Raw genomic sequence first — 24,400 nt, 5'->3', positions numbered from 1 at the left:
AGACGCGCACAGACGTGGCTGAGGGGCCTCCGCCGCACGAGGCAGGCCCGTGCCGGGGAAGGCTGGTCGCACCACGCCGTAGTCCGCGACGGCGTCTGTTGCTGAAGAACACGCTCCAGGCATTCCGGCTCGCCCGGCACTCGCCGGGCCTACGGTTGCGGGTCAGCGCCGGGATTCGACCGGCTTCCCCTGGAACTTCTTGCGTATCAGCCGGATTCGAACATGGTTCACAGACACCGTCAAGGTGGGGTACAGGCCACACCTGGAGTCGGCCGGACGCCTGCTGGCGACGGGCAGGCGCCTGGGGTACCGTCCCGCACTGCCGAGTGGGGGAACCCGGTGGGAGTCCGGGGCTGACGCGCAGCGGTGTGGGACGGCAGGGGGCCGTCCCGAGCCCGAATGCCCAAGCGGCGCAGCACCTTTGGAAGCCGATCCACGCGTCCCGGACGGCGGCCCCACCCACCGCAGGAGGGTTCGGCCGGCGTCCTTTTCACCAAGGAGCAGGCCATGTCCCGTCGTTGCGCCCTCACCGTCGCCGCCGCCCTCGGCGCCTTCGCGCTGACCACGCTGCCCGCGGCGGCGACCTCCACCCCGGCCCAGATCGCCACCTCGAAGACGAACGGCGTCACCTACCTCAAGTCCCTTCAGGCCGCAGACGGTTCGTACGCCGGATCGGGGCTGTCCAACGAGTGGGCGTTCAGCGCCTTCGCCGCGGCCGGGACCGCCGCCGTGGACGTCGCACCGGGCGGCGACACCAGCAAGAACGCCCGAGCCGTCTACCGCAACCTGCTCTCCACCAGCGGCTGGCCCTCCTCCTCCCCCGTCGTGACCGACTACGAGCGCGCCACGCTCAACGCCTACGCCGCCGGCATCGACCCGGCCCGCGTCTCCGCCTCCCGCAACCTGATCGCCGACACCTACGCCTACTGGCAGACCGCCGAGGCCGGCTACTTCGGCCCCTCCGCCAACTTCAACGGCACCGTCTTCGCCGCCCTCGCCCTGAACGGAGCGAAGACCCAGTCCGGCCAGACCCGCATCCCCCAGGCGCTGCGCGACGCGATCATCACCCGCCTGCGCGCCAACCAGCACAACGACGGCGGCTGGAACTACAGCAAGGCCGAGGGCAACGCCACCCAGCTCGCCGCCGCCAGCGACATCGACATGACCGGCGCCGCGATGGCCGCCCTGTGCGTCTCCGGAGTCCCGAACACCGACACCGACAACGTGCAGGCCAAGGCGTTTCTCAAGAGCAAGCTGATCGCGAGCAGCGGCGCCTTCAACTCCCTGTTCGGCGTGAACACCGACTCCAACGGCTGGGCCGTCTCCGGCCTCAACGCCTGCGGCATCAACCCACAGACCGGCGACTTCCTCACCGCCCAGGGCAAGACCCCGGTCGACTTCCTCATCGCCCAGCAGTTCAACCCCGGCGGCGGCTTCAAGTACCTGCCCACCGACACCAGCCCCTCGGCCTACGCGTCCATCGACGGCCTGCGCGCGGTCGCCGGCGGCGGCTTCACCTCCACCCCGCCCCTACCGGCCACGGCGGGCGCCCCGCAATGGGTGAGCCAGGGATCCTTCACCTCCGGTACGGCGACGAAGCTGGCGCTGACCGTGGACGACGGCGCCGGAAACCTGAAAGTGTGCTCCGTCACGCTGACGCCGACCGGCTCGACCACCACCCTCGGCGCCGTCCTCGACGCCGCCGTGAGCGCGGCCACCCCGTCCGGCTGCGTCACCGCCGTGACGCCGTCCTCCGGCACCGGCACGATCACCTCCCTCAACGGCAAGGCCAACAGCGGCTCCAGCACCTGGAAGGCCAGCATCGACGGCGGGGCCTTCACCTCCGCCGCCAGGGGTACGACCGTGAACGTCGGCGACACGATCGCGGTGCGCTGGGGCGCCTGACAGTGACAGCGGGGCCGTAGGGTCGCGGCATGCGCATCGTCTCCCTGCTGCCCGCCGCGACCGACATCGTCGCCGAGCTGGGACTGTCCGCGCGGCTGGTCGGCCGTACCCACGAATGCGACTGGCCGCCGCACGAGATCGCGGCCGTCCCGGTGGTGACCGGGGCCGACCTCGACCAGGACAGACTCACCAGCCGGGAGATCTCCGACGCGGTGGGCGGCTCGGCACACTCCGGGTCCTCGCTCTACACCCTCGACACCCAGGCCCTCGCCGCCCTGCGCCCCGACGTGGTGGCGGCCGTGGGCGTGGGAACGGCCGAGGGGTTCGCGCCGCCGTTGGTGCCGTCGCAGTGGTGCGTGCCGCCGGTCGCGGTCGTCACGTCGTGCCCTTGGGTTCTGATCTTCCCCTTGAAGAGAAGCCCGTCCGGCCCCTGCACGGTGAGGGTCACCCGGACGGGAGCGTTCGTGTCCGCCGCGCTCTGGGCCTGGGCGACTGCCGGCACGGACGCGGCGAGTGCGAAACCGAGGGCGGTCGCGGTGATCAGGGTGCGGTGTGCGGATGTGCGGCGCAAGGCTGAGCCCTCCTGTAGACCATGACAGCGAGAAGCAGTTCACTGCGCACGCCGGGTATCCCGACTCACGGCCCCTGCGGGCCGCACACGGTTGCAGGTCAGCGCCGGACTCCCACCGGCTTTCCTCGGTCGCACGCATATGCACGAAGTGCCCCGCATACTATGGGCCGTTGGCGATGGCGCACCAGACCCTCATAGCCAGGGGTGAGGAGCACGGGCACGGAAGCGGCCGACGGTCGGCCCTTTTATGTACTGAGCCTCACAGTCGCACCAAGCCGGCCAACCGCCTTCAAGTCACGGAAGAGCCACTCATAGACAAGCGCAGTCGCCGGGCGAGATGCTCCCGTGAACAGCTCGCGATCTTCGTAGTAAGGCTGATGGAAGTTCTGGACCTGCACTCCGCACGCTCCCAGGTCGGCAAGGGCTTCCTCGCCGAACTCGCCCACCGTGGCGGTGCGGACGAAACCCTCGTCGCCGAGGTCGCCAACGCCAACACGGGCCTGGCCGCACACCAGCTGTACACGGCTGCCGGGGTCCCGCTCGGCAACCTGGGCGCGATAACCGCACGCGACGAGGCCCTCACCGTCCTGCGCGGGCCCCCGTCGCAGTCGACGTGATCTGCATCGACCGGGCGGGCACGATCGTGGGCCGCGGCGCGGTCCGCTGACGGACCTTACTTCCGTTGAGCCACCGTCCGCAGATACGCCCCGAGCCGGACTATGGCGGACGGGTTGCGGGGGCTTTCCACCAGGTCGACGTAGTCGAGGACGAAGATCCGCTTGTGCTTGACCGCGGAGACACCACGGAGGGGAGCGTACGACAGCAGGAACTTCCGCTTCTGCTCGGCGCTCACGTCGCCGTAGTCGCAGATGACGATGACGTCCGGGTTCCGCTCGACGACGCTCTCCCAGCCGACGGTGGTCCAGGAGTCGTCGGCATCGTGCATGACGTTGTTGCCGCCGGCCTTGCTGATGATCTCGTCGGGGGCGCCGTAACGGCCCGACGACAAAGGCTGGTCCTGGCCGCTGTCGTAGAGGAAGACCTTGGGCCGGTGGGTGGGCGCCTTCGCCTCGGTGGTGGCGACCTGCCTCTTGAAGTCGGCGATCAGCGTGGCCGCCTTCTTCTCGACGCCGAAGAGCTTGCCAAGGTTGGTGAGGTCGGCGTACAGGGCGTCCAAGGGCGGCATGATGCCGCGCGAGGTCTTGGTGCGGCCGTTGCGGCACGACTCGGTGAGGATGTACGTCGGGATGCCGAGCTTCTTCAGAGCCTTCGGGGTGAAGCCGCTGTCTTCGCGGAAGCCGTAGCTCCAGCCGGCGAAGACGAAGTCGGCACGGGCGTCGAGGACGTTCTCCTTGGTGAGCCGGTCCTTGGAGAGCCACTTGACCTTGTCGTACGCCTCCTTCCAGGGCACGTCAGTCAGGTCGCCCTCGTCGTCGGGCATGGCGAACCCGGCCATGCGGTTCTCCAGGCCGAGGGCGAACATCAGCTCGGTGATGCCGACGTCGTTGGTGACGACCCGCTGGGGGACCTTGTCGTACGTCACCTTCTTGCCGCAGTTGGTGAGCGTGACGGCGTGGGACTTCGCCTCCTTGGACGACTCGACACTGGCACCGCAGCCGGTTGCGGTGACGGTGGCTGCGAGGCAGAGGGCGGCGGCGGGCAACTTACGCATGGGAGTCCTTACTTGGCGGGCTGAAGCAGGTCGAACAGGAGCTGGACCGCGCCGGTCTCCGGGTGCCGCACCGGATGCGCGCGCACTCCGAACACCTCGGCGAGCAGGGCGGGTTGGAGTACGTCGTGCGGTGGTCCTGAGGCGGCGATCCGGCTACCGGCGATGACGTAGAGGACATCGCAGTGCGCGGCGGCCAGGTTGAGGTCGTGCAGGGCGGCGAGCACCGTCAGCCCGCTGTCGCGGACCAGGCAGAGCACGTCCAACTGGTGAGCGATGTCGAGGTGGTTGGTGGGTTCGTCGAGGACGAGGACGCGGGGTTGCTGGGCGAGGGCGCGGGCGATGAGGACGCGCTGTTTCTCGCCGCCGGACAGGGCGAGGAATCCGCGGTCGGCGAGGTGCGCCACGCCGGTGCGTTCCATGGCCGCAGCGCACACGGCACGGTCCTCGGCGGCCGTGCGGCCCTGGTGCGGCAGGCGTCCCATCGCCACCACTTCGGCGACGGTGAAGTCGAACTCGGCGGACGACTCCTGCGGCAGCGCGGCCAACTTCCGGGCGGCGGCCCGCGGTTCCATGGTGTGCAGGTCGTCCCCGTCGAGGCGTACGACTCCCCCGGCCGGGCGCAGTGCCCGGTACACACAGCGCAGCAGCGTCGACTTGCCGCTGCCGTTCGGACCGACGAGCCCGACGAACGCCCCGCTGTCCACAGCGAGCCGCACGTCCTCCACCAGCCGAATCCCGGACGCCTCGACCGTCACGTCCTCAATGTCGAGCCTCATCTGTCACCGGCCTCCGAACGCGTAGCCGCCGCGCCGCATCAGCAGCAGGAAAGCGGGGACTCCGACCACCGCGGTGATCACGCCGACCGGCAACTCCGCGGGCGCGAGCAGGAGCCGGGACAGGATGTCCGCCCACACCAGCAGCACGGCCCCGGCAAGGGGTGCCACCGCGAGCACCTTCCGGTGGTCGGCACCCACCAGCATCCGTACGACGTGCGGCACCATCAGCCCGACGAACCCGATGGCTCCACTGACCGCGACCACAGTCCCGGTCACCGCTGCCGTCACCAGGAACAGCTCCCTGCGCAGCCGGTCGGGTTGGACGCCGAGCGCGGCGGCCGTCTCGTCGCCCATGGCGAGCGCGTTGAGCGGCTCGGCCCGCCACCGCAGCCACGCCCACCCGGCGGCCACGGTCACCGCGGCGAGCGGCACCTGCGCCCAGATCGCCCCGCCCAGGCTGCCCAGCAGCCACATCATCGCCGAACGGGCCGCCTCGCCCCGGGCCGCGCCGAACACCATCACCGTGGTGACCGCCTCGAAGCCGTACGCCAGCGCCGTCCCGGTCAGGATCAGCCGCAGCGGTGTCAGCCCGTGGGGCGAGCGGGCCACCGCGTACACGAGGACCATGGCCGCGAGCGCCGAGGCGAACGCCGACACCGACAGCGCCCACACACCCAGCCCGGCGAACGCCCCGAGCAGGATGACCGCGTTCGCGCCCACCGCCGCGCCCGAGGAGATGCCCAGCACGAACGGATCGGCGAGCGCGTTGCGCACCATGGCCTGCACGGCGACCCCGACGGCCGCGAGCCCCGCGCCCACGACGGCCCCGAGCACGACGCGCGGCAGCCGGATCTCCCAGACGATGGTGTAGGCGGCGGCGTCATCGGCGGGCACGGTACCGCCGGTGGTCCCGGCCCACAGGAAGCGGAACGCATCCGCCCAGTCGATCCCCGCGGCTCCCAGCCCGACACCGCACACGAGCGACACGAGGAGAAGCAGTCCGAGGCCAAGTGCCAAGGGAGGTACGGGTATTCGCCTGTGGGTTGGGCTGCGGCGCACGGTCAGGGCGGTCCTTCGCCTAGAGCCGCCGGTCGGACCTCACGCAAGGAGACAGCCCGTACGACACGAAGGCCGCGCGGTCCCCTCTCGCAGTCCACGGCGAGCAGTCAACGGGTCGCGCCACCCACAGGCGATCGGGCTCACGCGAACAACCAGGGGTCGCCGCGCACACCGTTGCGGGTCAGCGCCGGACTCTCACCGGACTTCCCCCGCGGGAGGCGTCGGGAGCCTAACAGAGGCGGATCAACGGCAGACGTGCCGCTCCCGCTCCGGCGAATACAGGTGGCTGTCACCGAACCGCTCCGCCCCCAGCGTCCGCCCCACCGTGACCACAGCCGTACGCAGCACACCCGCCTCCTTCACCTTCCCGGCGATCTCGTCGAGAGCGCCCCGGATGATCAGCTCGTGGGGGTGAGAAGCGCAGGCGACCATTCCGCGGACTGAAGCAAGCGGCGGACTGTCTCCCAGCCGACCTGGGTAGCCCTTATTGCAATTAATATGCAACAGCTCTCGGTAACCAATAAGGGTGTGAGGTCCATGACGGTCGGACGGATGCGGACAGCCGCAGCCACGGCGGCGATACTCACCGGCGTTGCCGCCTGCTCCGCCCCCGGCAACGACACGGGCGGCGGCGACGCGGCCGACTCCGTGGTGATCGGCGTGGCCTCCGAGCCGGACACCCTCAGTCCGCTGCTCGGCTACGGCAAGGACGGCAACTCGAAGCTTTTCGACGGTCTGCTCGCCCGGGACGCCGACCTGGAGCTGAAGCCTGCCCTGGCGAAGGCACTCCCCGAGGTCGCCGACGGCGGCCTCACCTACACCTATGCCCTGCGCGACGGCGTGAAGTTCAGTGACGGCGAGCCGCTGACCTCCGCCGACGTGGTCTTCACGTACAAGACGGTTCTCGACGCGAAGACCAACAACACCTCACGCAGCGAGTTGGACGCCATCAAGCAGGTGCGGGCGGACGGCGACGACAAGGTGGTCTTCACACTCAAGTACCCCTACGCCCCCTTCGCGGGACGCACGGTGCTGCCCATCGTCCCCGAGCACATCGCCGGCAAGCAGAACCCCAACACCGGCTCCTTCAACGCCAAGCCGATCGGCACCGGCCCATACGTCCTCGCTTCCTGGACCAAGGGCGAGAAGCTCACCTTCAAGGCCAACCCCGACTACTGGGGCGGTGCGCCAAAGGTGAAGAAGGTGACCATGGCGATCATCGAGGACGACGACGTACGCGCCACCCGACTGCGCTCCGGCGACCTCGACGGCGCGGTCCTCCCTCCCAACCTCGCCGCCACCTTCAAGAACGACAAGGCCAAGAAGACGTACGACGCGAAGACGTACGACTTCCGCGCGGTGACCCTCCCGACGGCGAACAAGATCACCGGCGACCACGCCGTCCGTCAGGCCCTCGACGCCGCTGTGGACCGCCAGGCGATGGTCGACACGATCCTGGACGGCGCCGGCCGCCCGGCGTACGGGCCGCTGCCGGTCGACGACCCCTGGTTCGCCGACGGCATCGAGCGCGAGCAGGACCTCGCCAAAGCCGCGCGGGTCCTGGACCGGGCGGGCTGGAAGGCCGGTGACGGCGGCATCCGCGCCAAGGACGGACAGCGCGCCTCCTTCACCCTCCTCTACCCCTCCGGCGACAAGGTCCGCCAGGACCACGCCCTCGCCTACGCCTCCGACGCCAAGAAGGCCGGCATCGAGGTGAAGGTGGAGAGTGCCACCTGGGAGGTCATCGAGCCGCGGATGAAGAACGACGCGGTCCTGGCCGGCTTCGGCAGCAGCGGCGACCCCGACTACGGCCTCCACACCCTCCTGTACTCCTCCCTGGCCGGCAACGGTTTCAACAACATGGCTCGCTACGACGACGCGGTGGTGGACAAGGCACTCGACACCGGCCGCCACAGCTCGGACGAGGCGGCCCGCGAGGCCGCCTATGACACCGTCCAGCGCGAACTGGTGAAGAACCCCGGCTACACCTTCCTCACCCACATCGACCACGTCTACGTCCTCGCCGACCGATGGGACAGCCTGACCACGCAGGTCGAACCGCACGAGCACGGCTTCGCCAGCGGCCCCTGGTGGGACCTCGAAGCCTGGCAGCCGAAGAAGTGAACCGACTCCCCTGGACAGCGATGGCCCGCCTGACGGGGCGGCGGCTGCTGTTCGCCGCCCCGATCCTGCTCATCGTCACCTTCGGCGTCTTCGCGACCGCCGCCGCCTCCCCCTTCGACCCGGTCAAGGCATACGCCGGTACAGCAGCGCTCGGCGCCGACGCGGAAACCCTGGAGCGGCTGCGCGAGAACCTGGGCGTGGACCAGCCGTTCACCTCCCGCTGGTGGCACTGGCTGACCGCAGCCCTCACCGGCGACCTCGGCCAGTCCAGCGTGATGCGGCAGCCGGTCGCCCAGGTCATCGGCGAACGCCTCGTCTGGTCCGGCCTGTTGTGCGCGGTCGCGTTCGCGGCAGCCGTGCTGACGGGCACGGTGCTCGGAGTGCTGGCGGCCCGCCGCCCCGGTTCCGCACTCGACCGCCTCGTCACATCTCTCGCCTACTCTCTGGAAGCAGCGCCCGTGTTCTGGCTCGCCCTGCTGGCCGTCTGGCTGTTCGCCCTCCAACTGGACATGCTTCCGGCCGGCGGTCTCACCGACACGGCGAGCGAGCAGATCACGCCCGGGCAAGTTGCGAGTCACCTCGTGCTGCCCGCCGGGGTGCTCGCCGTCTCCCAACTCCCCTGGTTCACCTTGTACGTACGCCAGGGCGTCGGCGACGCACTCGCTGAGGATCCCGTACGTGGGGCCCGCGCAAGAGGTTTGAGCGAACGCACCGTCCTGTTCGGCCACGCCCTGCGCTCTGGACTGCTGCCGGTGCTCACGCTGATCGGCTCCCGGGTGCCCGAACTCATCACCGGCGCCCTGCTGGTGGAGAGCATCTTCAGCTGGCCCGGAATCGCGGCGGCCACCGTGGAGGCAGCCACCGCCGTCGACTTCCCGCTGTTGGCCGCGCTGACCACGCTGGCCACCGCCGCCGTACTCGTCGGCAATCTGCTCGCGGACCTGCTCTACGGCCTGTTCGACCCGAGGGTGAAGTTCAGTGACATGTGACTCCGCTGCCGAGCCCGCCTGGCGGTCGTACAGCGCGAGCCGCCGCTCCACCCGGGCGGTGCGCGTGTGTGTCTCGGCCACGCTGGTGGCCGCTACCGTCCTCGCCATACTCCTCGTGCCGCCACTGGTACAGCTCGACCAGCAGGCCGTCGACCTGGCCGCGAAACTCCTCTCCCCGAGTCGGGCGCATCCCTTCGGCACCGATGACCTCGGTCGCGATCTGCTCCTGCGCTGCGTCTACGGCCTACGGGTCTCCCTGCTGGTCGGGGTTGTGGCGGCCCTCACAGCGGCCGTGATCGGTACGGCCGTCGGGGTGACCGCCGCAGTGCTGGGCGGCTGGGTCGACCGTGGCGTCATGCGGGTGGTCGACGCGGTCTCGTCAGTACCCCATCTGCTGCTCGGCATCTTCATCGTCGCCATGTTCCGGCCCGGAGTATGGCCGGTGGCGGTGTCAGTCGCACTCACCCACTGGCCGTCCACCGCCCGTATCGTGCGTGCCGAAGTGCTGTCCCTGCGCTCGCGCCCGTACATCGACGCCGCCGTATCCGGGGGCGCCTCCCAGTGGCGGGTGGCGGTACGGCATCTACTGCCCGCGGTACTGCCCCAGGCCGCGCTGGCCGCCGTACTGATGGTGCCGCATGCCATGTGGCACGAGTCGGCGCTGTCCTTCCTCGGACTCGGGCTGCCCACGCACCTGGCCAGTCTCGGCAACCTCATCCAGGGCGCCCGGGGTTCGCTGCTCGCAGGACAGTGGTGGCCGACCCTCTTCCCGGGCCTGTTCATCATCGTCCCCACACTCGCCATCGCCGGTCTCGCCGGGGCCTGGCGGGAGCGGATCAACCCCCGCCGGCGATCGGAGCTGATGCTGTGACGCTCACACAAGGACGTCCCCTCCTGGCGGTGCGCGGGCTGTCCGTGCGCTTCCTCATGCCCGGTGGACGCCGGATCGCCGCCGTCAGCGACGCGCACTTCGACGTGGCGGCCGGCGAGTGTCTCGCCCTGATCGGGGAGAGCGGCTGCGGCAAGTCGGTCCTCGCCTCCGCCCTGCTGGGCTTGCTCCCTGCGAACGCTCAGGCGGCGGGCGAGGCCCGCCTCGGCGAGCTGAACCTGCTCGCCGCCGACGAGCGGACCCTGGCACGGACAATACGGGGCCGCATGATCGGGCTCATCCCCCAGAGCCCCGCCGCGCACCTCACACCCGTGCGCACCATACGCTCCCAACTGGAGGAAACCGTCGCCGCGTTGACGGACGTTCGGGGACGTACCGCCGTACGCGCCGCTGCCGAGATGGCCGCCGAACGCGCCGCGTTCCCCGCGGACCACCTCGACGTCCACCCGCACGAACTCTCCGGCGGCCTCGCCCAACGCGCCGCCACCGCCCTCGCCCTCGTCGGCGACGCACCCCTGCTCCTCGCCGACGAACCCACCACCGGCCTCGACCGCGACCTGGTGGACCACACGGCCGACGAACTACGCCGCCATGTGGACGACGGCCACCGGGCCCTGCTGGTGATCACCCACGACCTGGCAGCCGCCGAACGCATCGCCGACCGTGTGGCCGTGATGTACGCGGGCCGAATCATCGAACTCGCGGACGCGAAAGCGTTCTTCGGCACCCCAGGGCCCCGTCACCCCTACAGCAGGGGCCTCCTCCGGGCGCTCCCCGACCGCGCCTTCACCCCGATCCCCGGCATGCCGCCCGAACTCGGCGACCTTCCCGACGGCTGCGCCTTCGCCCCGCGCTGCGAGCGGACCACCGGCACCTGCGCCGTCCGCCCACCGACGACCACCGGTATCGCCTGCCACCACCCGCACGTACCGGAGGACCTCCGTGCTTGAACTGCACGACATCACCGCCGGATACGACAGAAAAGCCCCCGTCCTCCACAACGCCTCCCTGACCGTCGCACCCGGTGAGGCCGTCGGCCTGCTCGGCCCCAGCGGCTGCGGCAAATCCACCCTCGCCCGCGTGGCGGCCCTGCTGCACCGCCCCGACTCCGGCACCTTCCTCCTCGACGGCGAACCCGTACGACGCTGGCGCCACCGAGCCCCACGCACCCACCGCACCGCCTTCGGCGTCGTCTTCCAGCAGCCCCGCCTCTCCGCCGACCCCCGACTGCGACTCACCGACCTGATCGCCGAACCCCTGCGCGCCAACGGCCGCCGCGCCGAAATACCGCACCTTGTCGCTGACTTGGCCACATCCGTCGGCCTGACACCCGACCTCCTCGGCCGCCGCCCCCACGAAGTCAGCGACGGCCAGCTCCAACGCGCCTGCCTCGCCCGCGCCCTCGTGCTGCGCCCGCGCTGGCTGATCTGCGACGAGATGACCGCCATGCTCGACGCCTCCACCACCGCCGCCCTGGTCGCGGCCGTCGAGGACTACCGCGCCGCAACCGGCGCCGGACTGCTCGCCGTCGGCCACGACCAGCTACTGCTGAACCGCTGGTGCGACCGCACGCTCCGCTGGGACGATCTGGCCACCGTCGCCAAGGCGCTACCGGACCAGCCAATTCGGTGATGCTGAGCGAGTACTCGAACACGCAGGCTCGACAGAACTGGCCGAGCTGGCCGCCGGGCCGCTGATGTTCACCGCTGCCGGTGCGAGGGTCCGGCGCGGTGTTCCTGCTGCCCTTGCAGCTGAGCGTGCTCGCAGTTCCCAGCCGTCCAGCACCCCGACCGACCTGCCACTCAACGTGCTCGCCGGACCGGGGCCCTGGTGAGCCATCACCGGGCCGGGCACCGGCGCAGCCCGCTTCGCCCGGCTGCTGGCGGCGGGCACGCTGCCGGGCATGTCATCGGCGTCGTCATCCGTGTGTTCGTCGCGCTGGGCCGACCATGACCAGTCCGACGCCCAGCATGGCGCCTCCGATGGCGACGCAGAATCCCGGTCTGACCTACTCCGCCTGCTGGCGTCACTGCTTTCGGCGGACGGGCTCGAACTCGTCCGCTCGGTGGCCTAGCGGATGCTCCAGGAGCTGATCGAGGCCGAGACAAGCGCAAGGATCGGCGCACAGTGGAACGAGCACACCGACACGCGCACCGCGCTGCGCACCGGGCACCGGGCACCGGGCACCGGGCACCGGGCACCGGGACACTGACCACGCAGGCCGGCCTTGGTCGAGTACCTGGCCGGAGGGGACCGCGTTCTCCGGCGTGGAGATAGCTCAGCTGATGTCAAAGATGTCAGTGAGCCAGGCTGAGCGTGCTGGGCGCGGCGTTGGGTCGATCACGCGAACCGCCTTGCAGGCAGCCTTCAGCAGTCCTGCTGCTCTTTCGGTGTCTTCGCGGGGATTGCCCGCGATCCCGACATTTGCGCGACCGTCGGTGATGAGGAGGGTCTCGACCTGTGCTGGCTCGTACTGCCGCGCGAGCCGTGCGGCGAGCATGAGCCCGGACGCGAGTGGGGTGCCTCCTCCGGTGGGCAGGGCACGTAGCGAGGCCCGTGCGCGGGTGGTGCTTCGTGTGAGCGGCAATCCAATGGTTGCCTGTTGGCCGCGGACGATGATGATGCCCACGTGGGCCCGTTCGCGATAGACCTGGTCGAGCACGGACATCGCATGGCCCTTGGCCGTGCGGATGGCTCGTTGGGCCATCGACCCTGATGCGTCAACGACGATGAGCACGACCCGGCCTCCGCGGCGGCGGCGCATGTGGCCTCGTAGGTCTTCGGGACGGATCACCATTCGGTCAGGGCCGGCCGGGTTGTCTCCGGATGGTCTCGGTTGGTTTCTTCTGATGGGTTGCCATGGCGCGGCCGCTTGGACGGTGGGGAGGATCGCGAGACGTCCGGCTGCGCGGTCGGCGGTCACGACCCGGTGGGCACGTCCACGTCGCGGGTTGTCTTGAGGGCTGCCGCGGCGACCTTCCAGATAGCGGCGGGCCGCACGGCGTTCGCGTGATGTCGGCCGTTGTTGCGGCGCCGGTAGCGCCTGTGGTTCCTGCGCCGGCTGTTCACTCTCATCGGTGTCCGCCGCTGAGTTCGGTTCGCTCTCGCCGCCGTCCGCCTGCGGTTGGTCGTCTCGGACTGGGTTCTCGCCGGATTGATCGTCGTGATCTTTCTCCGGCGTTTGTTCATCATGGGTTTCGTCGGCGGGATGGGGCGGGGGTGGCAGTGCTATGTCCGCGCCACGTGGTTCGCAGACATAGCGGCGGACGACTTCGAGCGGCTCGGCACCGTAAGCGGTGACGTCGATGGCCAGGCGGGTGGTGTCCACGTCCAGGCTGTGGTCGAGGAGGCCGTAGGCGTTGAGTTCGTTCACCACATCGGCCGGGTCGGGCGCCTTGCGAGGTTCGGCGAAGGTGGTGGTCGTGGGCTCCGTGGTGCTTTTGTCGCCCATGCCGAGTATGACGACGGCGGTCAGCCGTCTGGCGAGGGCTTCGGGCACGTCGTCGAGCGACGCAGCGGACGCGAGGATCCGCGGGCAGCGAGCGGCTGCGGCGATGACGGCCGGATCGACCATTTCGGGCGCGGGCACGAGCAGGGCGGTGGCCGCTCGTTCTAGGAGGCCGGGCGGGGCCGTGTCTTCAAAGGGCCAGCGGATACCGCCGTGCAGGGCGGCTGGATCGGTTCCCGGTCCGAGTACGGCGGGTGTTGGCTGGATGGTGGCGGAGAGATGGCGCCAGAGGTGTTCTCGGTGCCAGGAGTCGCCCGCCAGGAGGAGTCCGAACCGGCCGCCGTTCAGCCAGGCTCGTACGACGGCGGACGCGGCGGGTTCGAGGTTGCTGAGCGGGTCGGTGTCCGAAGGCATGGTGGGGTCGGCGTTGCGGTGTGCCCTGGGCTGGGCCAGTTCAGTGCGGCTTGTCATGTCAACACGGCGTCGATGACGTGACCAAGTCGTGTGTCGATGGTGCCGGGGTCGTCGAACGGTTCGCGCTGTACTCGGTGCCGCAGGCTGAGCGGCGCAACCACGCGCAGGTCGCCCTCGGTCACCTGGCGGGCTCCTTCCTCGTTGCCGATCTGATAGGTGCGAAAGGCGGCGTGTGCGCGGGCGGCGCGGACGAGGACCACCTCGGCACGGTGCCCCACCGCTCCGGATGCGATACATATCTGCACCGCCTTGTCCAGCACCTGTTCAGGAAGTTCGATGTCGTCCACGTGTTTGCGGGCGAGCCGTATGCGTTCGGCAAGGTCGTGCTGGGTGTCCATGTATCGCGCGGTGAAGCCGGACGGGTCGGCGTCGAAGGCCAGTCTTCGGCGTACGATCTCGCTGCGGACCTGTGGGTCGGCGATGGTGCGGACATGCGTGGACAGCCCGAACCGATCTTCCAACTGGGGGCGGAGGTCGCCTTCTTCCGGATTGCCCGAGCCCACGAGCACGAAGTCGGCCTCGTGCCGGACCGAGAGGCCGTCGCGCTGGACGTGGTTGACTCCGCTGGCGGCGACATCGAGCAGAAGGTCGACCAGGTAGTCGTCGAGCAGGTTCACCTCGTCGACGTACAGGAATCCTCCGTGCGCTTCGGCGAGCAGCCCGGGGGCGAATTCCCGGCGCCCCTGGGTCAGCGCCACGTCAAGGTCGAGGGAGCCCACGACCCGGTCTTCGGTGGCGCCGAGCGGCAGATCGATCACGGGGGCGGTGATGCCGGTCAGTTCCAGCAACGCACCGAGTGAACGGACGGTTGTCGATTTCGCGGTGCCACGGTCTCCCAGCGCGAGCAGTCCGGAAACCCGCGGGTCTACGGCGTTCAGCAGCAGCGCCTGTTTCAGCTCGTCCTGTCCGAGGATCGCTGTGAACGGATACACCTGGTTCATCCTTGTCCAGCCCTTTCTTCCTGCCGTGTCACGAACCGACGTTGTCGATGCCTTCGAGTGCGTCGTCGAGGCGGTCGGCGAGTTGCTCAAGTTCCTTCACCTCGGTCTCGTCGGCGTCCCAGAGTCCTCGTTCGTGCGCTTCCAGGAGCCGGTCGGCGAAGCGCTTCACCGCCGCCGGGTTGAGTTCGCTCATCCGCTGCCGCATCGCGGTGTCGAAGAGGAACGTCGCAGCCGCGGTGGAGAAGATCCACCCGTCGACCGAGCCGGTGGTGGCGTGCATGCCGAACGTGTTCTGCAGCCGCCGGGTGAGCGCAGCGACGCCCTGGTAGCCGTGTTCGAGTTGGGCTTCGTACCACTTCGGGTTGAGCAGCCGGGTCCGCGACTCCAACCGCATCGCCTCGTCCAGGCTGCGAACGGTGGGACGGGCGGCGTAGCTGTCGGCCACCATGGCCCGCGGACGTGCGCCGGCCTCGGCCGCGGTGGCCGCAGTGATCCCGCCCAGGAACTCGAAGTAGTCACCGGTGTCGGCCAGGGAGGTCTCGGCGGAGCCGATGTTCTGGAAGGTGACCCGCACCGAACGGAGCGTGCGACGCAGCAGCTTCTCCCGGTTCTCCCCGGTCAACCGGTGCCCGTAGGCGTAGGCCATCCGGCGGGCGTAGACATTGCCGAGATCGCCCTCGGTGTCCCATTGCCCGGCGTCGACGACATGGTCGACACCGGAGCCGTATTTCCCCGGCGGGGCCGACCAGATCCGCGTTGCGGCGTCCTCGACGCTGATGCCCAGTTCGTCGGCATGCTGCACGGCGTGGGCACGCACGAAGTTGTCCTCCGGAGGTTCGTCCAGCACCGCGACCGCACGGACGGCGCGGTCCAGCAGTTCGATGGTGGTCGGCAGGGTGTCGCGGAAGACACCGGACACCGTGCAGACGATGTCGACACGTGGCCTGCCCAGCTCCTCCAGCGGGATCACCCGGAACCTGGTCATCCGGCCCAGCGCGTCCGCGACCGGCTCCACCCCGATCAGGGCGAATGCCTGGGCGCAGGCTTCGCCACCGCTTTTGATGTTGTCGATCCCCCAGAGCACGAGCGCCACGCTCTGCGGGTAATGGCCGTCGGCTTCCCTCACGTTCTCCAGCAGGGCCTGCGCCGTCGACCGGCCGCGGGTGATCGCCATCGTGGTGGGCACCCGGTACGGGTCGAGGGCGTGGGTGTTGCGGCCGGTGGGCAGGGCGTCGAGCTGCCGGGCAGGGTCGCCGCCTGGTCCCGGGCGCAGGTATCCCCCGTTCAGCGCGTGCAGCAGGGCACCTGCCTCGTCGTTGGTCGCCAGCCGGTCGCGCAGGTCGGACAGGAATCCGGACCAGCGTGCCCGAAGATCAGTCGACGTTGTCGCTACCGCGTTCCAGCCGGGCAACTGGGCCGGGTCCGCGCCGCGCACCACGGCGTCGACCAGTTCGGTCAGGAGGGCCTCGACGCCGACCCGGCCGTCGTCGTCCGGGGGCAGCTGGGTGACCGGGACTCCGGCGGTGAGTTCGCGCTCGAGTGCCACGGTCAACGCGGGCAAGTTCTGGTCGGGGCGCTCGTAGTCGCACGCGGCACGCAGCAGGACCCGGGCCTCCTCGGGCGCGATTCCTCGGTCCACGATGTGCATGCCGATCGGGATCAGAGCCTGCTCGACCTCGTCCAGCCGGCTCTGCAGAGCGCGCAGATACGCCTCTGGCTCTCGCACCGCCAGCTCCGGGTCGACGTCGAGATGGGCCTGCTGGGCCAGGCCCACCAGTTCGGCCGCCGCAGTGGCACGTCGCGCGGTGTCCTCGTGGCCGAGCGCGCCGCGCACACCGTCGCTGATCTCGGCCAGTGTGCCGTAGGCACCGGCCCGGTCCAACGGTGGGGTGAGGTAACTGGCCAGCGTCGCCTGGGAACGGCGCTTGGCGATCGTCCCCTCCGACGGGTTGTTCATGCAGTAGAGGTAGAAGTGCGGTAGATCTCGGACCAGCAAGTTGGGCCAATCGTCCGGGGCCGGCCCGGTCTGCTTGCCCGGCATGAACTCCAGTGCTCCGTGGGTGCCGAAATGCAACAGCGCGTCCGCTCCGAACACCTCGTGAATCCAGGTGTAGAAAGCGATGAAGCTATGGCTGGGCGTCGCTGAGTCCGGCGGGTCGACGAAGAGCAGCGCGGCCGGGTCCTCGTCGTAACCGAACGACGGCTGCACTCCGATGAAGACGTTCCCCAACCGCACCCCACCGATCTGAACCGAGATGCCGTCGGTGTCGACGTCGCCGGGCGGGCGGCCCCACATCGGCTCGGCCCGTTCCGCATGGGCTGGCATGGTCCGTATGTAGTCAGCGGCGTGATACCGCTCGGCGATGTTGGTCTGCGTGTGCCGGCCGCCTCCCTCGTCGGTGACGACGAGGTCCAGCAACGCTTCGGGCGTTTCAGGTACCTCGACGGTGTATCCCGCCTCCGCAAGGCGCACCAGCACCCGGTGCAGTGAGGCGAACACATCGAGATGTGAGGCGGTGCCGACGACACCATGGGCGGCGTGGTAGCCGAAGATGACAATCGCGACGCGTTTGTCCGCGTTACGCATCCGGCGTAGCGCCACCTGACGCGCGACCGTGCCGGCCAGCCGGTCGACGTGGTCGTGCACGGGAACCATGGCGTCGGTAGCCGGGTCCCGGCCGCCGATGACCAACGGCACCGCGCCGCCCTCCAGTTCTGGAATGGCCAGGTGCATCGCCACCTGCGAAGGCGTCAGCCCGGTCCGGCTGGTGGCCCAGTCGGTCAGGGTCTGGCGGAACAAGAGGACCGGAGCCAGCTGTGGGGTGTTCCGCCCGAGTAGCAGCTCGATGTCGATGTCGATGTTGGGTTGCCCATGTGAGCCGGTGAGGGTCAGTCCGCTGAGGTTCACCCAGGCGTCGATGTCGGGCACGCTCGTGATCGTCGACGGGCCGCCCAGTGCTTCGAGCGTGCCCATCCAGCCGACCACCTGAATCCTGCGCGCCTCCAGGGCCGTGACGACGGCTTCCACGTGTGCTGCATTGCCGGCGAGTACCTGTGTCGGTGTCGCAACCAGTACGACCCGGCCCAGCGGCTCCTCGGCGTCGCGGGATGCCCAGTACTCCTGCAGCGCCGGTTCGAACACGTCCCAGCGTGCGGCGACCTCCAGCCGTGGATGCCAGAACCCGCTGGTCGGCAACGGCTCCGGCCACGCTGACGTGGCATCGCCGTCTCCACGCAGCACCGCGACGAGTGCGCGCAGCGCGAGGACGGCATTGTCGATCGTCAAATGCCGGAACGCCTCGTAGACCTTGGCGAGAGCGCGAAGTTCCGCCGTCTCCGGTGGCAGCTGCCGCCCGAACGTGGACAGAGCACCCAACACCGCCTCGATCCGCGGCGGAACCGCACGCCCAGCCCGGCTCGACGCGCCGGCCGCTAGGGCCAGGGCCTGCCGTGTGTGGTCCGGGTCGGTGCCGAAACGGCCCAGCCGAGCCGTACTCATCACTTCTGACGCGTTCGGCACGATGGGCACGACAGCCATCTGAGGGCGGCCGGCCACCGAACGAACGAGCGTCTCGACATCGGGCTGGTCATGCACCCCGTGCACCATCAGAACGTCCGCGTCACCAAGCACCCGGGCAAGCTCACCCGGGTCGGCGAACACCGACCTGTCCAGCCGAATCCAGGCCAACGCCGGCCCGGACTCGTCCGCATACCGCTGGACGGCGCGCCGCAGGATCAATGCGCTGTGTGACTCAAAGCCGAGCGTCACCAGCCGAATCGGCATGGTCGAAGGCATCGTCATGACTTCTTCCCGAATCGTTCCGGATGCAGCCAACGGGCGATCTGCTCAAGCCCTTTGGCGACGTGCACCCCTGCTGTCGCCGACGCATCGGTGGCGTTGACCAGCAGGACCCGCCCGTCTTCGACGGCCTTCAGACCCGCCACGGCCTTGTTGTCCAGCAGCGGCCGGTAGTCGTTCATGCCTTGGCCGGTGTTGAGGAGGACGATCGCGTCCGGGTCAGTGCGTACCACGAGTTCAGGATCGGCCGACATGCCGTTGTCGATGCCTGCCTCGTCGACGGCAAGATTCGCGCCCGCCGCCTGAACGATCGCCGAACTGATCGAGTCCGAACCCAGTATGTAGGGCTTTTGCGGGCCGAGTGACGTCATCACCAGCACCGACGGCCGCTGCGTCACTTTGCCGACCGCGTCGGTCACCGCCGCGACCCGAGCGCGAAAGTCGGCCACGATGTCGTTCGCCCGTTGCCTGGCCCCCACCGCACGGCCAAGTGTCCGCACATTACCGGCGATCTCGTCGAACGTGGCCCAGTTGTTCTCGATCACCACGACCTTGACACCGCCATGGCCCAGTGCGTCTCGAGTTTCTTTCTCCGAGGCGTGCCGCGCGGTCAGCACCACCAGGTCGGGCTTGTAGGACAGCACTTGCTCGGGGTCGATGTGCGCCACCGAGCTGATGGTGTGCGGCACCTTGGCCATCAGGTCCGGATGGTTGCCCCACGTCTTGCTGGTCGTACTCTCGGGCACGACGACAAGCCGTTCGGGCCCCACCAGCTGCACCAGCGTGTCAGCCGCGTCGCTGGACAACGCCGCGATCCGCCGCGGGCCGGCATCCGCACTTGTTGTGGAGTCCGCCGGACGAGACTTCGTACTGTTGCAGGCAGTGATGCTGAACGCGAGCGCCGGCAACGCGAGCATCACGGCGCGGCGGGATCTGTGAATGGTCTGCGAGTGCATCGTTCTTCACTTTCTCGGCAGGTATGGGATGGGTTCGTCAAGAACGTCCAGTGCGGTGACGCGCAACGATCCAGTGGCCGGGTCATCGGCCACGGCGCACCGCACCCCGTAGACGTCAGCGAGGTGCTGTTCGGTGAGCACGTCCGACGGCGGCCCGGAGGTGACAAGCCGGCCCTCGTGCAGCAGCGCCAGACGATCGCAGAAGCGCGCCGCGTGGCCGAGATCGTGCAGGACGGCCACGACCGCCAGACCGTGCCCGGCACGCGCTTGGGTCCGCAGGAGGCTCAGCACATGCAGCTGGTGGCGCAGGTCCAATGCGGCGACCGGCTCATCGAGCAGGAGCACGTTCGGCTGCTGCGCCAGTGCTTTGGCCAGGTGCAATAGCTGCCGTTCCCCGCCGGAGAGGGTCGGCACCGGCTGGTTCGCGAAACAGGCCGCCCCGGTCTCGGTGAGCGCGGAATCGGCGATCTCGTAGTCCCCTGGACGCAACGGTGTGAACCGTCCGACGTGCGGGTGGCGACCCATCAGCACGACATCGCGGCCGGTGAACTCGAAATCGAGCATGGTGTCCTGCGGAACATATGCCACCCGTCGGGCGCGCTCGCGACTCGACATACCCAGAAGCCGCTCACCGCCGACCGACACATCCCCGCCGGCCGGGGCCGTCACCCCCGCCAATGCCCGCATCAGTGTCGACTTCCCGGCCCCGTTCGGCCCGATCAACCCCAGCACCTGACCGGGCTCGACCCGCAAGGACACATCATCGACGAGCGCCCTGCCGTCAAGAACGACACGGATCCGCTCCGCCGCCAGCCCGGTCATGCCTGCGCCACCCGTCGCCTACGGAGCACCAGAACGAGGAACACCGGAGCGCCCAGCAGCGCCGTCACCGTTCCGGTCTGCAACGCGACAGGAGAGAACAGGGTCCGGGCAACGATGTCCGCAAGCACCAGGAACGCTCCGCCGAGCAGCGCCGAGCCGGGCAGCAAGAGTCGATGATCGGGCCCGAGCACCAAGCGCAACAGATGAGGGACCACCAATCCGACAAAGCCGATGACACCGGCCACCGACACCGCCGCCCCGGTCAGCACCGCGGACAAGACCAGCAGGCTGCGCCGGACCCGCACCACACCCACCCCGCCGGCCTGCGCCTGTGCCTCCCCCAGGAGCATCACGTTCAGATCCCGGGCAAACGCCAGCACAGCGATCGTCGCCATGGACACCGGCACTGCCACGATCCAGACGTGCTCCCATGTCCGCGCCACCAGATCACCGTTGAGCCAGAACACGACGCCCCGCAGCGAGTCACTGTCAGGCGCATTCGTCACGACGGCACTCACCACCGCTCCGAACAGCGCACTCAACGCGACACCGACCAGCAGCAGCGTCGACACCGATCGATCGCGGCGCACACTGGCCACCCCATAGACCAGCGCGAGCGCGCCCAACGCCCCCAGAAACGCTGCCAACGGCAGCACCCATGCGCCCACTGCCGTGGCACCCGATGCGATCGCCGTCACTGCCGCGACCGCCGCCCCGCTGGACACACCGAGCACCCCGGGTTCGGCCAATGGGTTGCGGAACAGCGCCTGCATCACCGCACCTGCCACACCAAGCGCCGACCCTACGAACAAGCCCACAAGGACCCGCGGCAACCGGATCTGCTCGATCACAGCAGCCGATTCACCTGCCCGGCCCCCCGCAAGCGTCCTGACGGTCTCACCCAACGGAATACTGACCGGCCCCACCGAGACAGCCAGCACGACTGAGCCCGCCACCAACGCGCCCAGCATCCCGACGACCCCAATGGCCCGCACAGAAGGACCAGCGGCTCGACGCCCACGTCCACGATCCGGCACCTGCACCGCTGATGGCACCGAACCGGCGACAGTCTCGCAACGGCTGACCGACGACCGAGAGTCCACGGGAATCCTTATCGATAATGACTATCATTCTCACGCGAGCCTAGTATGAACGCCAGAGTTGGCGCAAACTCACCCACCTTCAGCGGCCCGGGTGGAACGCCGCCGCCCCACCGATGCGGAGGGCGCAGCGCTCTGCGTCGCCGGCGCGCCGGCGACGCCTCGTCGTCACGAGTTGGAGCCTCCAGGGGCGATATGCCTCTGGGGGGCGGCGGTGCAGTCGCAGCCGACTTCGAGCAGCCCCAGGGCAGGGTTGGCCCGGCGGGCCTCCAGGCCCGCGACGTGCAGGGCGTAGCCATAGAGCAGCCGCCCAGTTCGCCCAAGTAGTCCGCCACGTCCGGGATTCCGGCCTGCCCTCGTCCGCGCCGACTGCACCCTTCTGGGTCAGGCCGGTGGCGGCCGGCGCGTTGATGAGCAGCTTTTGGACAGCGGTACAGGGGAATGCGCACGGATCTGCCGGTCGAGCAGCTGCCCCTGGGTGGACACGCGGGCGTATCCCACGAGGCTGCCGGTCCGTACGGCCGGAACGGGTGCGAGGAGATTTGCGGTGTCGTCGTCCTGAGGTGGCTGCACCCGCCAGATCGGCCCTCGGCAGTATAGGAACGAGAAATAGCAGTAGCGGCTGACTGGACGTCGAGGCCGAACGCCGGTTCTGGAAGCGGGACATGGCCGTCAATGTCGTGGGTGTTCTGGTCGTGGCGGCGGCCGTGGTGGGGGTGGTCGCGCTGTAACGCGGGAGCCTGGCTATCGTCCTGCCATGGACCCACTCACGTTTGACTACATGGACCTGCATCTGCGCGTGGACCGGGGGGTGTTCGAACTGTTCAGCGTGGGTAGATCCGAGCTCCGGGTGCCGCTGCGGTGGCTCGGGGCCGTGGTGCATTACAAGAAGCCCGACAAACCAGGCCAATTGTTCATCGGCACCGTACGCGATCCGAACGCCGTGCTCTACGGCACCGACCCGGCCGCCTTCTGGTACTCCACCTCGCCCGCGTTCCGGGTGCCGCCCGGTGATGAGCCGTTGTTCCGTGCCTACTTCACCGAGGTGGCCGTGCTCGCCGACCGGAGGGTGGTCTGACATCGGCCTCGGGGAACATCGGTGCAGCGATTGTCGATGGGAACGATCATTGTCGGCCAGCACAGTGATCCACTCCGCCGCTGGGGTTCGGAAGGAACGCCTCCGGGCCTGCCCCGGGGCTGGCTACGGTCCGGCTCGTGCAACCCTGCCACGCACCGGTCGGGGCCAGTGCGGGCTGGAGGCGGTCGAAGACCATGCGAGTCCCAGCGGCGACCCCAGTGCCACCAGGGTCCGCACACCGTGCCCGTCGAGGACGCACAACGTTTCGTAGGCCACCGCCGAGCCCAGCGAATGCGCCACCACCACCCGGGTGTCGTCGCCGATCGCCGCCGACACGCGGTCCCGGACCGCCTGCCGCAGTTCCGGCTCCAGCAGATACCGGCGGGTCTGCCTCACGTCGAAGACGAGCGCCCGCAGCGCGGGGCCGGAGAAGAACCGCGACCGTGACAAGGCGCGAAGCGCGGCCTGCACCGAGCGCGGCGTACGCGCCAGGGTGTCGCCGTCCGGCGGTACGGCCCGGTCGTCCATCGCCGCGGCGGCCTGCCACCAGGCGAACAACAGGTCGTGCTCGAACCCGTCCTCCACATCGGCGGCACCGTACACGGGATCGCCGACCGCCGGCGTTTGGCCAAGCGGCCGGAACAGGTCCCCGTAGAAGCCCATGGCCAGGTCACCGCGTGCCAGCGCGGGACCGCCGACCCGGCGCAGCCCGTCGAGCAGCGCCGGACGCCAGTCCTTCAACAGGCTCTCTTCGCCGAGCAGTTGTTTGCCCACGCCATGAACACCGACCACACGTGCCATGCCCCCCACAACCGTGTCGGCCCGCCGGGACCACTGTAGAAGCGCACGACGCCGCCGGCACCGGTGCGTACGTAGCGGTCCCACCGCGAGACGAGCCCCGCAAGGCGGATCGCCACAGCAGCCACCCGGCCATCGCCCCGGCTGCCTCCCGCCCGGACTCGCCTGAGCGGGAGGCGGCACCCGCGACACCACGCCGGACGGCTGCCTCTCCGACTCTCGGCGATCATGCGCAACACACCCGTGCTGCCACGGAAGCACGACCGTCGGACTTCCAGCCGGACCGGTTCACCTGTGGCAGGGGCCAGATCGACTGAGACGGGACATCCGACAAGGCGACCTCGCAGGGGGTTGCCCTCACTTAATTGACGGCCTGTCAGATAACATCAAACGCGCAGGTCAGTGCGGTGGTGGATCATGATGGAGCGGGAGCCTTCCAAGCACCTGCTCCATCGGTTCACGCTGCGTCAGCCACACAGCTCGACGACGCACGAGAAACGGCACGGGAAAACCTTCCGCACCGTGCGTTCACACCTACGCAGCGGGCGCCACAGACGAATGGCGAGTGGCGCTGCGCCAGCCCACCCTGGCGGACGTCGCCCGGCTGACGGGCCTTCCGGTGGAGCGCGGGGCCGAAGGAATCATGCTTGTCGACACCATAGGACATTGCACGGGCAAGCGCTTCCCGGGTCGCGGCGGCGCGACCAACCGGACCGCCGGACTGCTGCTCGCGAAGATTGCAGACTTGCAGGAAGACCGGACCGGTCCAGAAACCTGCAGTACCCCCTGCCTTCCGAGCCAGGGGGTGCACGTGGCCCTGCTGTACCGCATCGATCTGGCACTGCCCTCGCTGGCAACTGACGTCCTTGATCTCACTCGACCAGGACAAGCGCATGTCGCGCAGTCCACAGGGTCACCGTGCTCGCGAGAGTACGCTGCACCGGCAGTTCCTCTGACCGGCAGAAGTCGCCACTGGCCGACCGCGCGCGATTGAGCAGG

At 69.2% G+C, this 24,400-nt stretch carries 19 protein-coding genes, 3 pseudogenes and 2 riboswitches; of the genes and pseudogenes, 10 read left to right on the top strand and 12 right to left on the bottom strand.

The window, feature by feature from the left end:
- Positions 1-100 precede the first annotated feature (100 nt).
- A riboswitch (cobalamin riboswitch) is annotated at positions 101-235 on the bottom strand.
- Between the two features lie 272 nt (positions 236-507).
- Complete coding sequence (locus ABT245_RS19990; protein WP_351735315.1) at positions 508-1,905, top strand: prenyltransferase/squalene oxidase repeat-containing protein; 1,398 nt, start codon at positions 508-510, stop codon at positions 1,903-1,905.
- A 274-nt stretch (positions 1,906-2,179) separates the two neighbouring features.
- Here the strand turns inward: ABT245_RS19990 and ABT245_RS19980 are convergent.
- Positions 2,180-2,476: pseudogene (locus ABT245_RS19980) on the bottom strand (DUF4430 domain-containing protein); the annotation flags it as partial.
- 33 nt (positions 2,477-2,509) lie between these two features.
- Positions 2,510-2,642, bottom strand: a riboswitch (cobalamin riboswitch).
- Between the two features lie 220 nt (positions 2,643-2,862).
- Between ABT245_RS19980 and ABT245_RS19975 the strand changes: the two are divergent.
- Positions 2,863-3,143: pseudogene (locus ABT245_RS19975) on the top strand (cobalt-precorrin-5B (C(1))-methyltransferase); the annotation flags it as partial.
- 6 nt (positions 3,144-3,149) lie between these two features.
- Here the strand turns inward: ABT245_RS19975 and ABT245_RS19970 are convergent.
- The 4 genes and pseudogenes from ABT245_RS19970 to ABT245_RS19955 all read right to left on the bottom strand — a co-directional run.
- Entirely contained in the window at positions 3,150-4,148 is a 999-nt protein-coding gene (locus ABT245_RS19970; protein ID WP_351735313.1) for an ABC transporter substrate-binding protein, read from the bottom strand.
- Positions 4,149-4,156: 8 nt separating this feature from the next.
- Positions 4,157-4,924: an ABC transporter ATP-binding protein gene (locus tag ABT245_RS19965; RefSeq protein ID WP_351735311.1), complete on the bottom strand. Its 768-nt coding sequence runs from the start codon at positions 4,922-4,924 to the stop codon at positions 4,157-4,159.
- 3 nt (positions 4,925-4,927) lie between these two features.
- On the bottom strand, positions 4,928-5,983 hold the full coding sequence (locus ABT245_RS19960) for a FecCD family ABC transporter permease (RefSeq protein ID WP_502982154.1): 1,056 nt from the start codon (positions 5,981-5,983) through the stop codon (positions 4,928-4,930).
- Between the two features lie 243 nt (positions 5,984-6,226).
- A pseudogene (locus ABT245_RS19955) lies at positions 6,227-6,415 on the bottom strand (precorrin-4 C(11)-methyltransferase); the annotation flags it as partial.
- A 105-nt stretch (positions 6,416-6,520) separates the two neighbouring features.
- Between ABT245_RS19955 and ABT245_RS19950 the strand changes: the two are divergent.
- From ABT245_RS19950 to ABT245_RS19925, 6 genes are all read left to right on the top strand, one after another.
- Complete coding sequence (locus ABT245_RS19950) at positions 6,521-8,107, top strand: ABC transporter substrate-binding protein (protein ID WP_351735307.1); 1,587 nt, start codon at positions 6,521-6,523, stop codon at positions 8,105-8,107.
- A gap of 20 nt (positions 8,108-8,127) precedes the next feature.
- Positions 8,128-9,096 (top strand): ABC transporter permease, encoded by a 969-nt coding sequence (locus ABT245_RS19945; RefSeq protein WP_351735305.1) that lies wholly within the window; start codon positions 8,128-8,130, stop codon positions 9,094-9,096.
- Positions 9,086-9,967: an ABC transporter permease gene (locus ABT245_RS19940; RefSeq protein WP_351735303.1), complete on the top strand. Its 882-nt coding sequence runs from the start codon at positions 9,086-9,088 to the stop codon at positions 9,965-9,967. Before ABT245_RS19945 ends, ABT245_RS19940 begins: the two co-directional genes overlap by 11 nt.
- A gap of 56 nt (positions 9,968-10,023) precedes the next feature.
- The gene (locus ABT245_RS19935; RefSeq protein WP_351735359.1) at positions 10,024-10,935 is read left to right on the top strand and encodes an ABC transporter ATP-binding protein; all 912 of its coding nucleotides are present in this window, start codon (positions 10,024-10,026) and stop codon (positions 10,933-10,935) included.
- Positions 10,928-11,617, top strand: a complete 690-nt coding sequence (locus tag ABT245_RS19930) for an ABC transporter ATP-binding protein (RefSeq protein ID WP_351735301.1) — start codon at positions 10,928-10,930, stop codon at positions 11,615-11,617. Before ABT245_RS19935 ends, ABT245_RS19930 begins: the two co-directional genes overlap by 8 nt.
- Before the next feature lie 445 nt (positions 11,618-12,062).
- Positions 12,063-12,197, top strand: coding sequence for a hypothetical protein (locus ABT245_RS19925; protein ID WP_351735299.1), 135 nt, complete (start codon positions 12,063-12,065; stop codon positions 12,195-12,197).
- A gap of 66 nt (positions 12,198-12,263) precedes the next feature.
- Here ABT245_RS19925 and ABT245_RS19920 read toward each other — a convergent pair whose 3' ends face one another.
- From ABT245_RS19920 to ABT245_RS19895, 6 genes are read right to left on the bottom strand one after another with little or no spacing between them, the layout of a single operon-like run.
- Positions 12,264-13,904, bottom strand: coding sequence for a VWA domain-containing protein (locus tag ABT245_RS19920; RefSeq protein ID WP_351735297.1), 1,641 nt, complete (start codon positions 13,902-13,904; stop codon positions 12,264-12,266).
- Positions 13,901-14,839 (bottom strand): magnesium chelatase ATPase subunit I, encoded by a 939-nt coding sequence (locus tag ABT245_RS19915; RefSeq protein ID WP_351735295.1) that lies wholly within the window; start codon positions 14,837-14,839, stop codon positions 13,901-13,903. The genes ABT245_RS19920 and ABT245_RS19915 overlap by 4 nt, the downstream gene beginning before the upstream one ends.
- Before the next feature lie 37 nt (positions 14,840-14,876).
- Positions 14,877-18,650: a magnesium chelatase subunit H gene (bchH, locus tag ABT245_RS19910; RefSeq protein ID WP_351735293.1), complete on the bottom strand. Its 3,774-nt coding sequence runs from the start codon at positions 18,648-18,650 to the stop codon at positions 14,877-14,879.
- Positions 18,647-19,603: an ABC transporter substrate-binding protein gene (locus tag ABT245_RS19905; protein WP_351735291.1), complete on the bottom strand. Its 957-nt coding sequence runs from the start codon at positions 19,601-19,603 to the stop codon at positions 18,647-18,649. Before ABT245_RS19905 ends, bchH begins: the two co-directional genes overlap by 4 nt.
- Positions 19,604-19,609: 6 nt before the next feature.
- Positions 19,610-20,425: an ABC transporter ATP-binding protein gene (locus ABT245_RS19900; RefSeq protein ID WP_351735289.1), complete on the bottom strand. Its 816-nt coding sequence runs from the start codon at positions 20,423-20,425 to the stop codon at positions 19,610-19,612.
- The gene (locus ABT245_RS19895; RefSeq protein WP_351735287.1) at positions 20,422-21,396 is read right to left on the bottom strand and encodes a FecCD family ABC transporter permease; all 975 of its coding nucleotides are present in this window, start codon (positions 21,394-21,396) and stop codon (positions 20,422-20,424) included. Before ABT245_RS19895 ends, ABT245_RS19900 begins: the two co-directional genes overlap by 4 nt.
- 886 nt (positions 21,397-22,282) lie before the next feature.
- Here ABT245_RS19895 and ABT245_RS19890 point away from each other — a divergent pair.
- Positions 22,283-22,603, top strand: coding sequence for a hypothetical protein (locus ABT245_RS19890; RefSeq protein WP_351735285.1), 321 nt, complete (start codon positions 22,283-22,285; stop codon positions 22,601-22,603).
- 123 nt (positions 22,604-22,726) lie between these two features.
- Here the strand turns inward: ABT245_RS19890 and ABT245_RS19885 are convergent, their stop codons facing one another.
- Positions 22,727-23,404, bottom strand: coding sequence for a hypothetical protein (locus ABT245_RS19885; protein ID WP_351735283.1), 678 nt, complete (start codon positions 23,402-23,404; stop codon positions 22,727-22,729).
- 562 nt (positions 23,405-23,966) lie between these two features.
- Between ABT245_RS19885 and ABT245_RS19880 the strand changes: the two genes are divergently transcribed.
- Positions 23,967-24,395, top strand: a complete 429-nt coding sequence (locus ABT245_RS19880) for a DUF2398 family protein (RefSeq protein WP_351735281.1) — start codon at positions 23,967-23,969, stop codon at positions 24,393-24,395.
- Positions 24,396-24,400: the final 5 nt, after the last annotated feature.

It is taken from the genome of Streptomyces sp. NPDC001508, from assembly GCF_040298665.1.
Taxonomy (GTDB): Bacteria; Actinomycetota; Actinomycetes; order Streptomycetales; family Streptomycetaceae; genus Streptomyces.
This window is presented reverse-complemented; position numbering and strand designations above follow the sequence as displayed.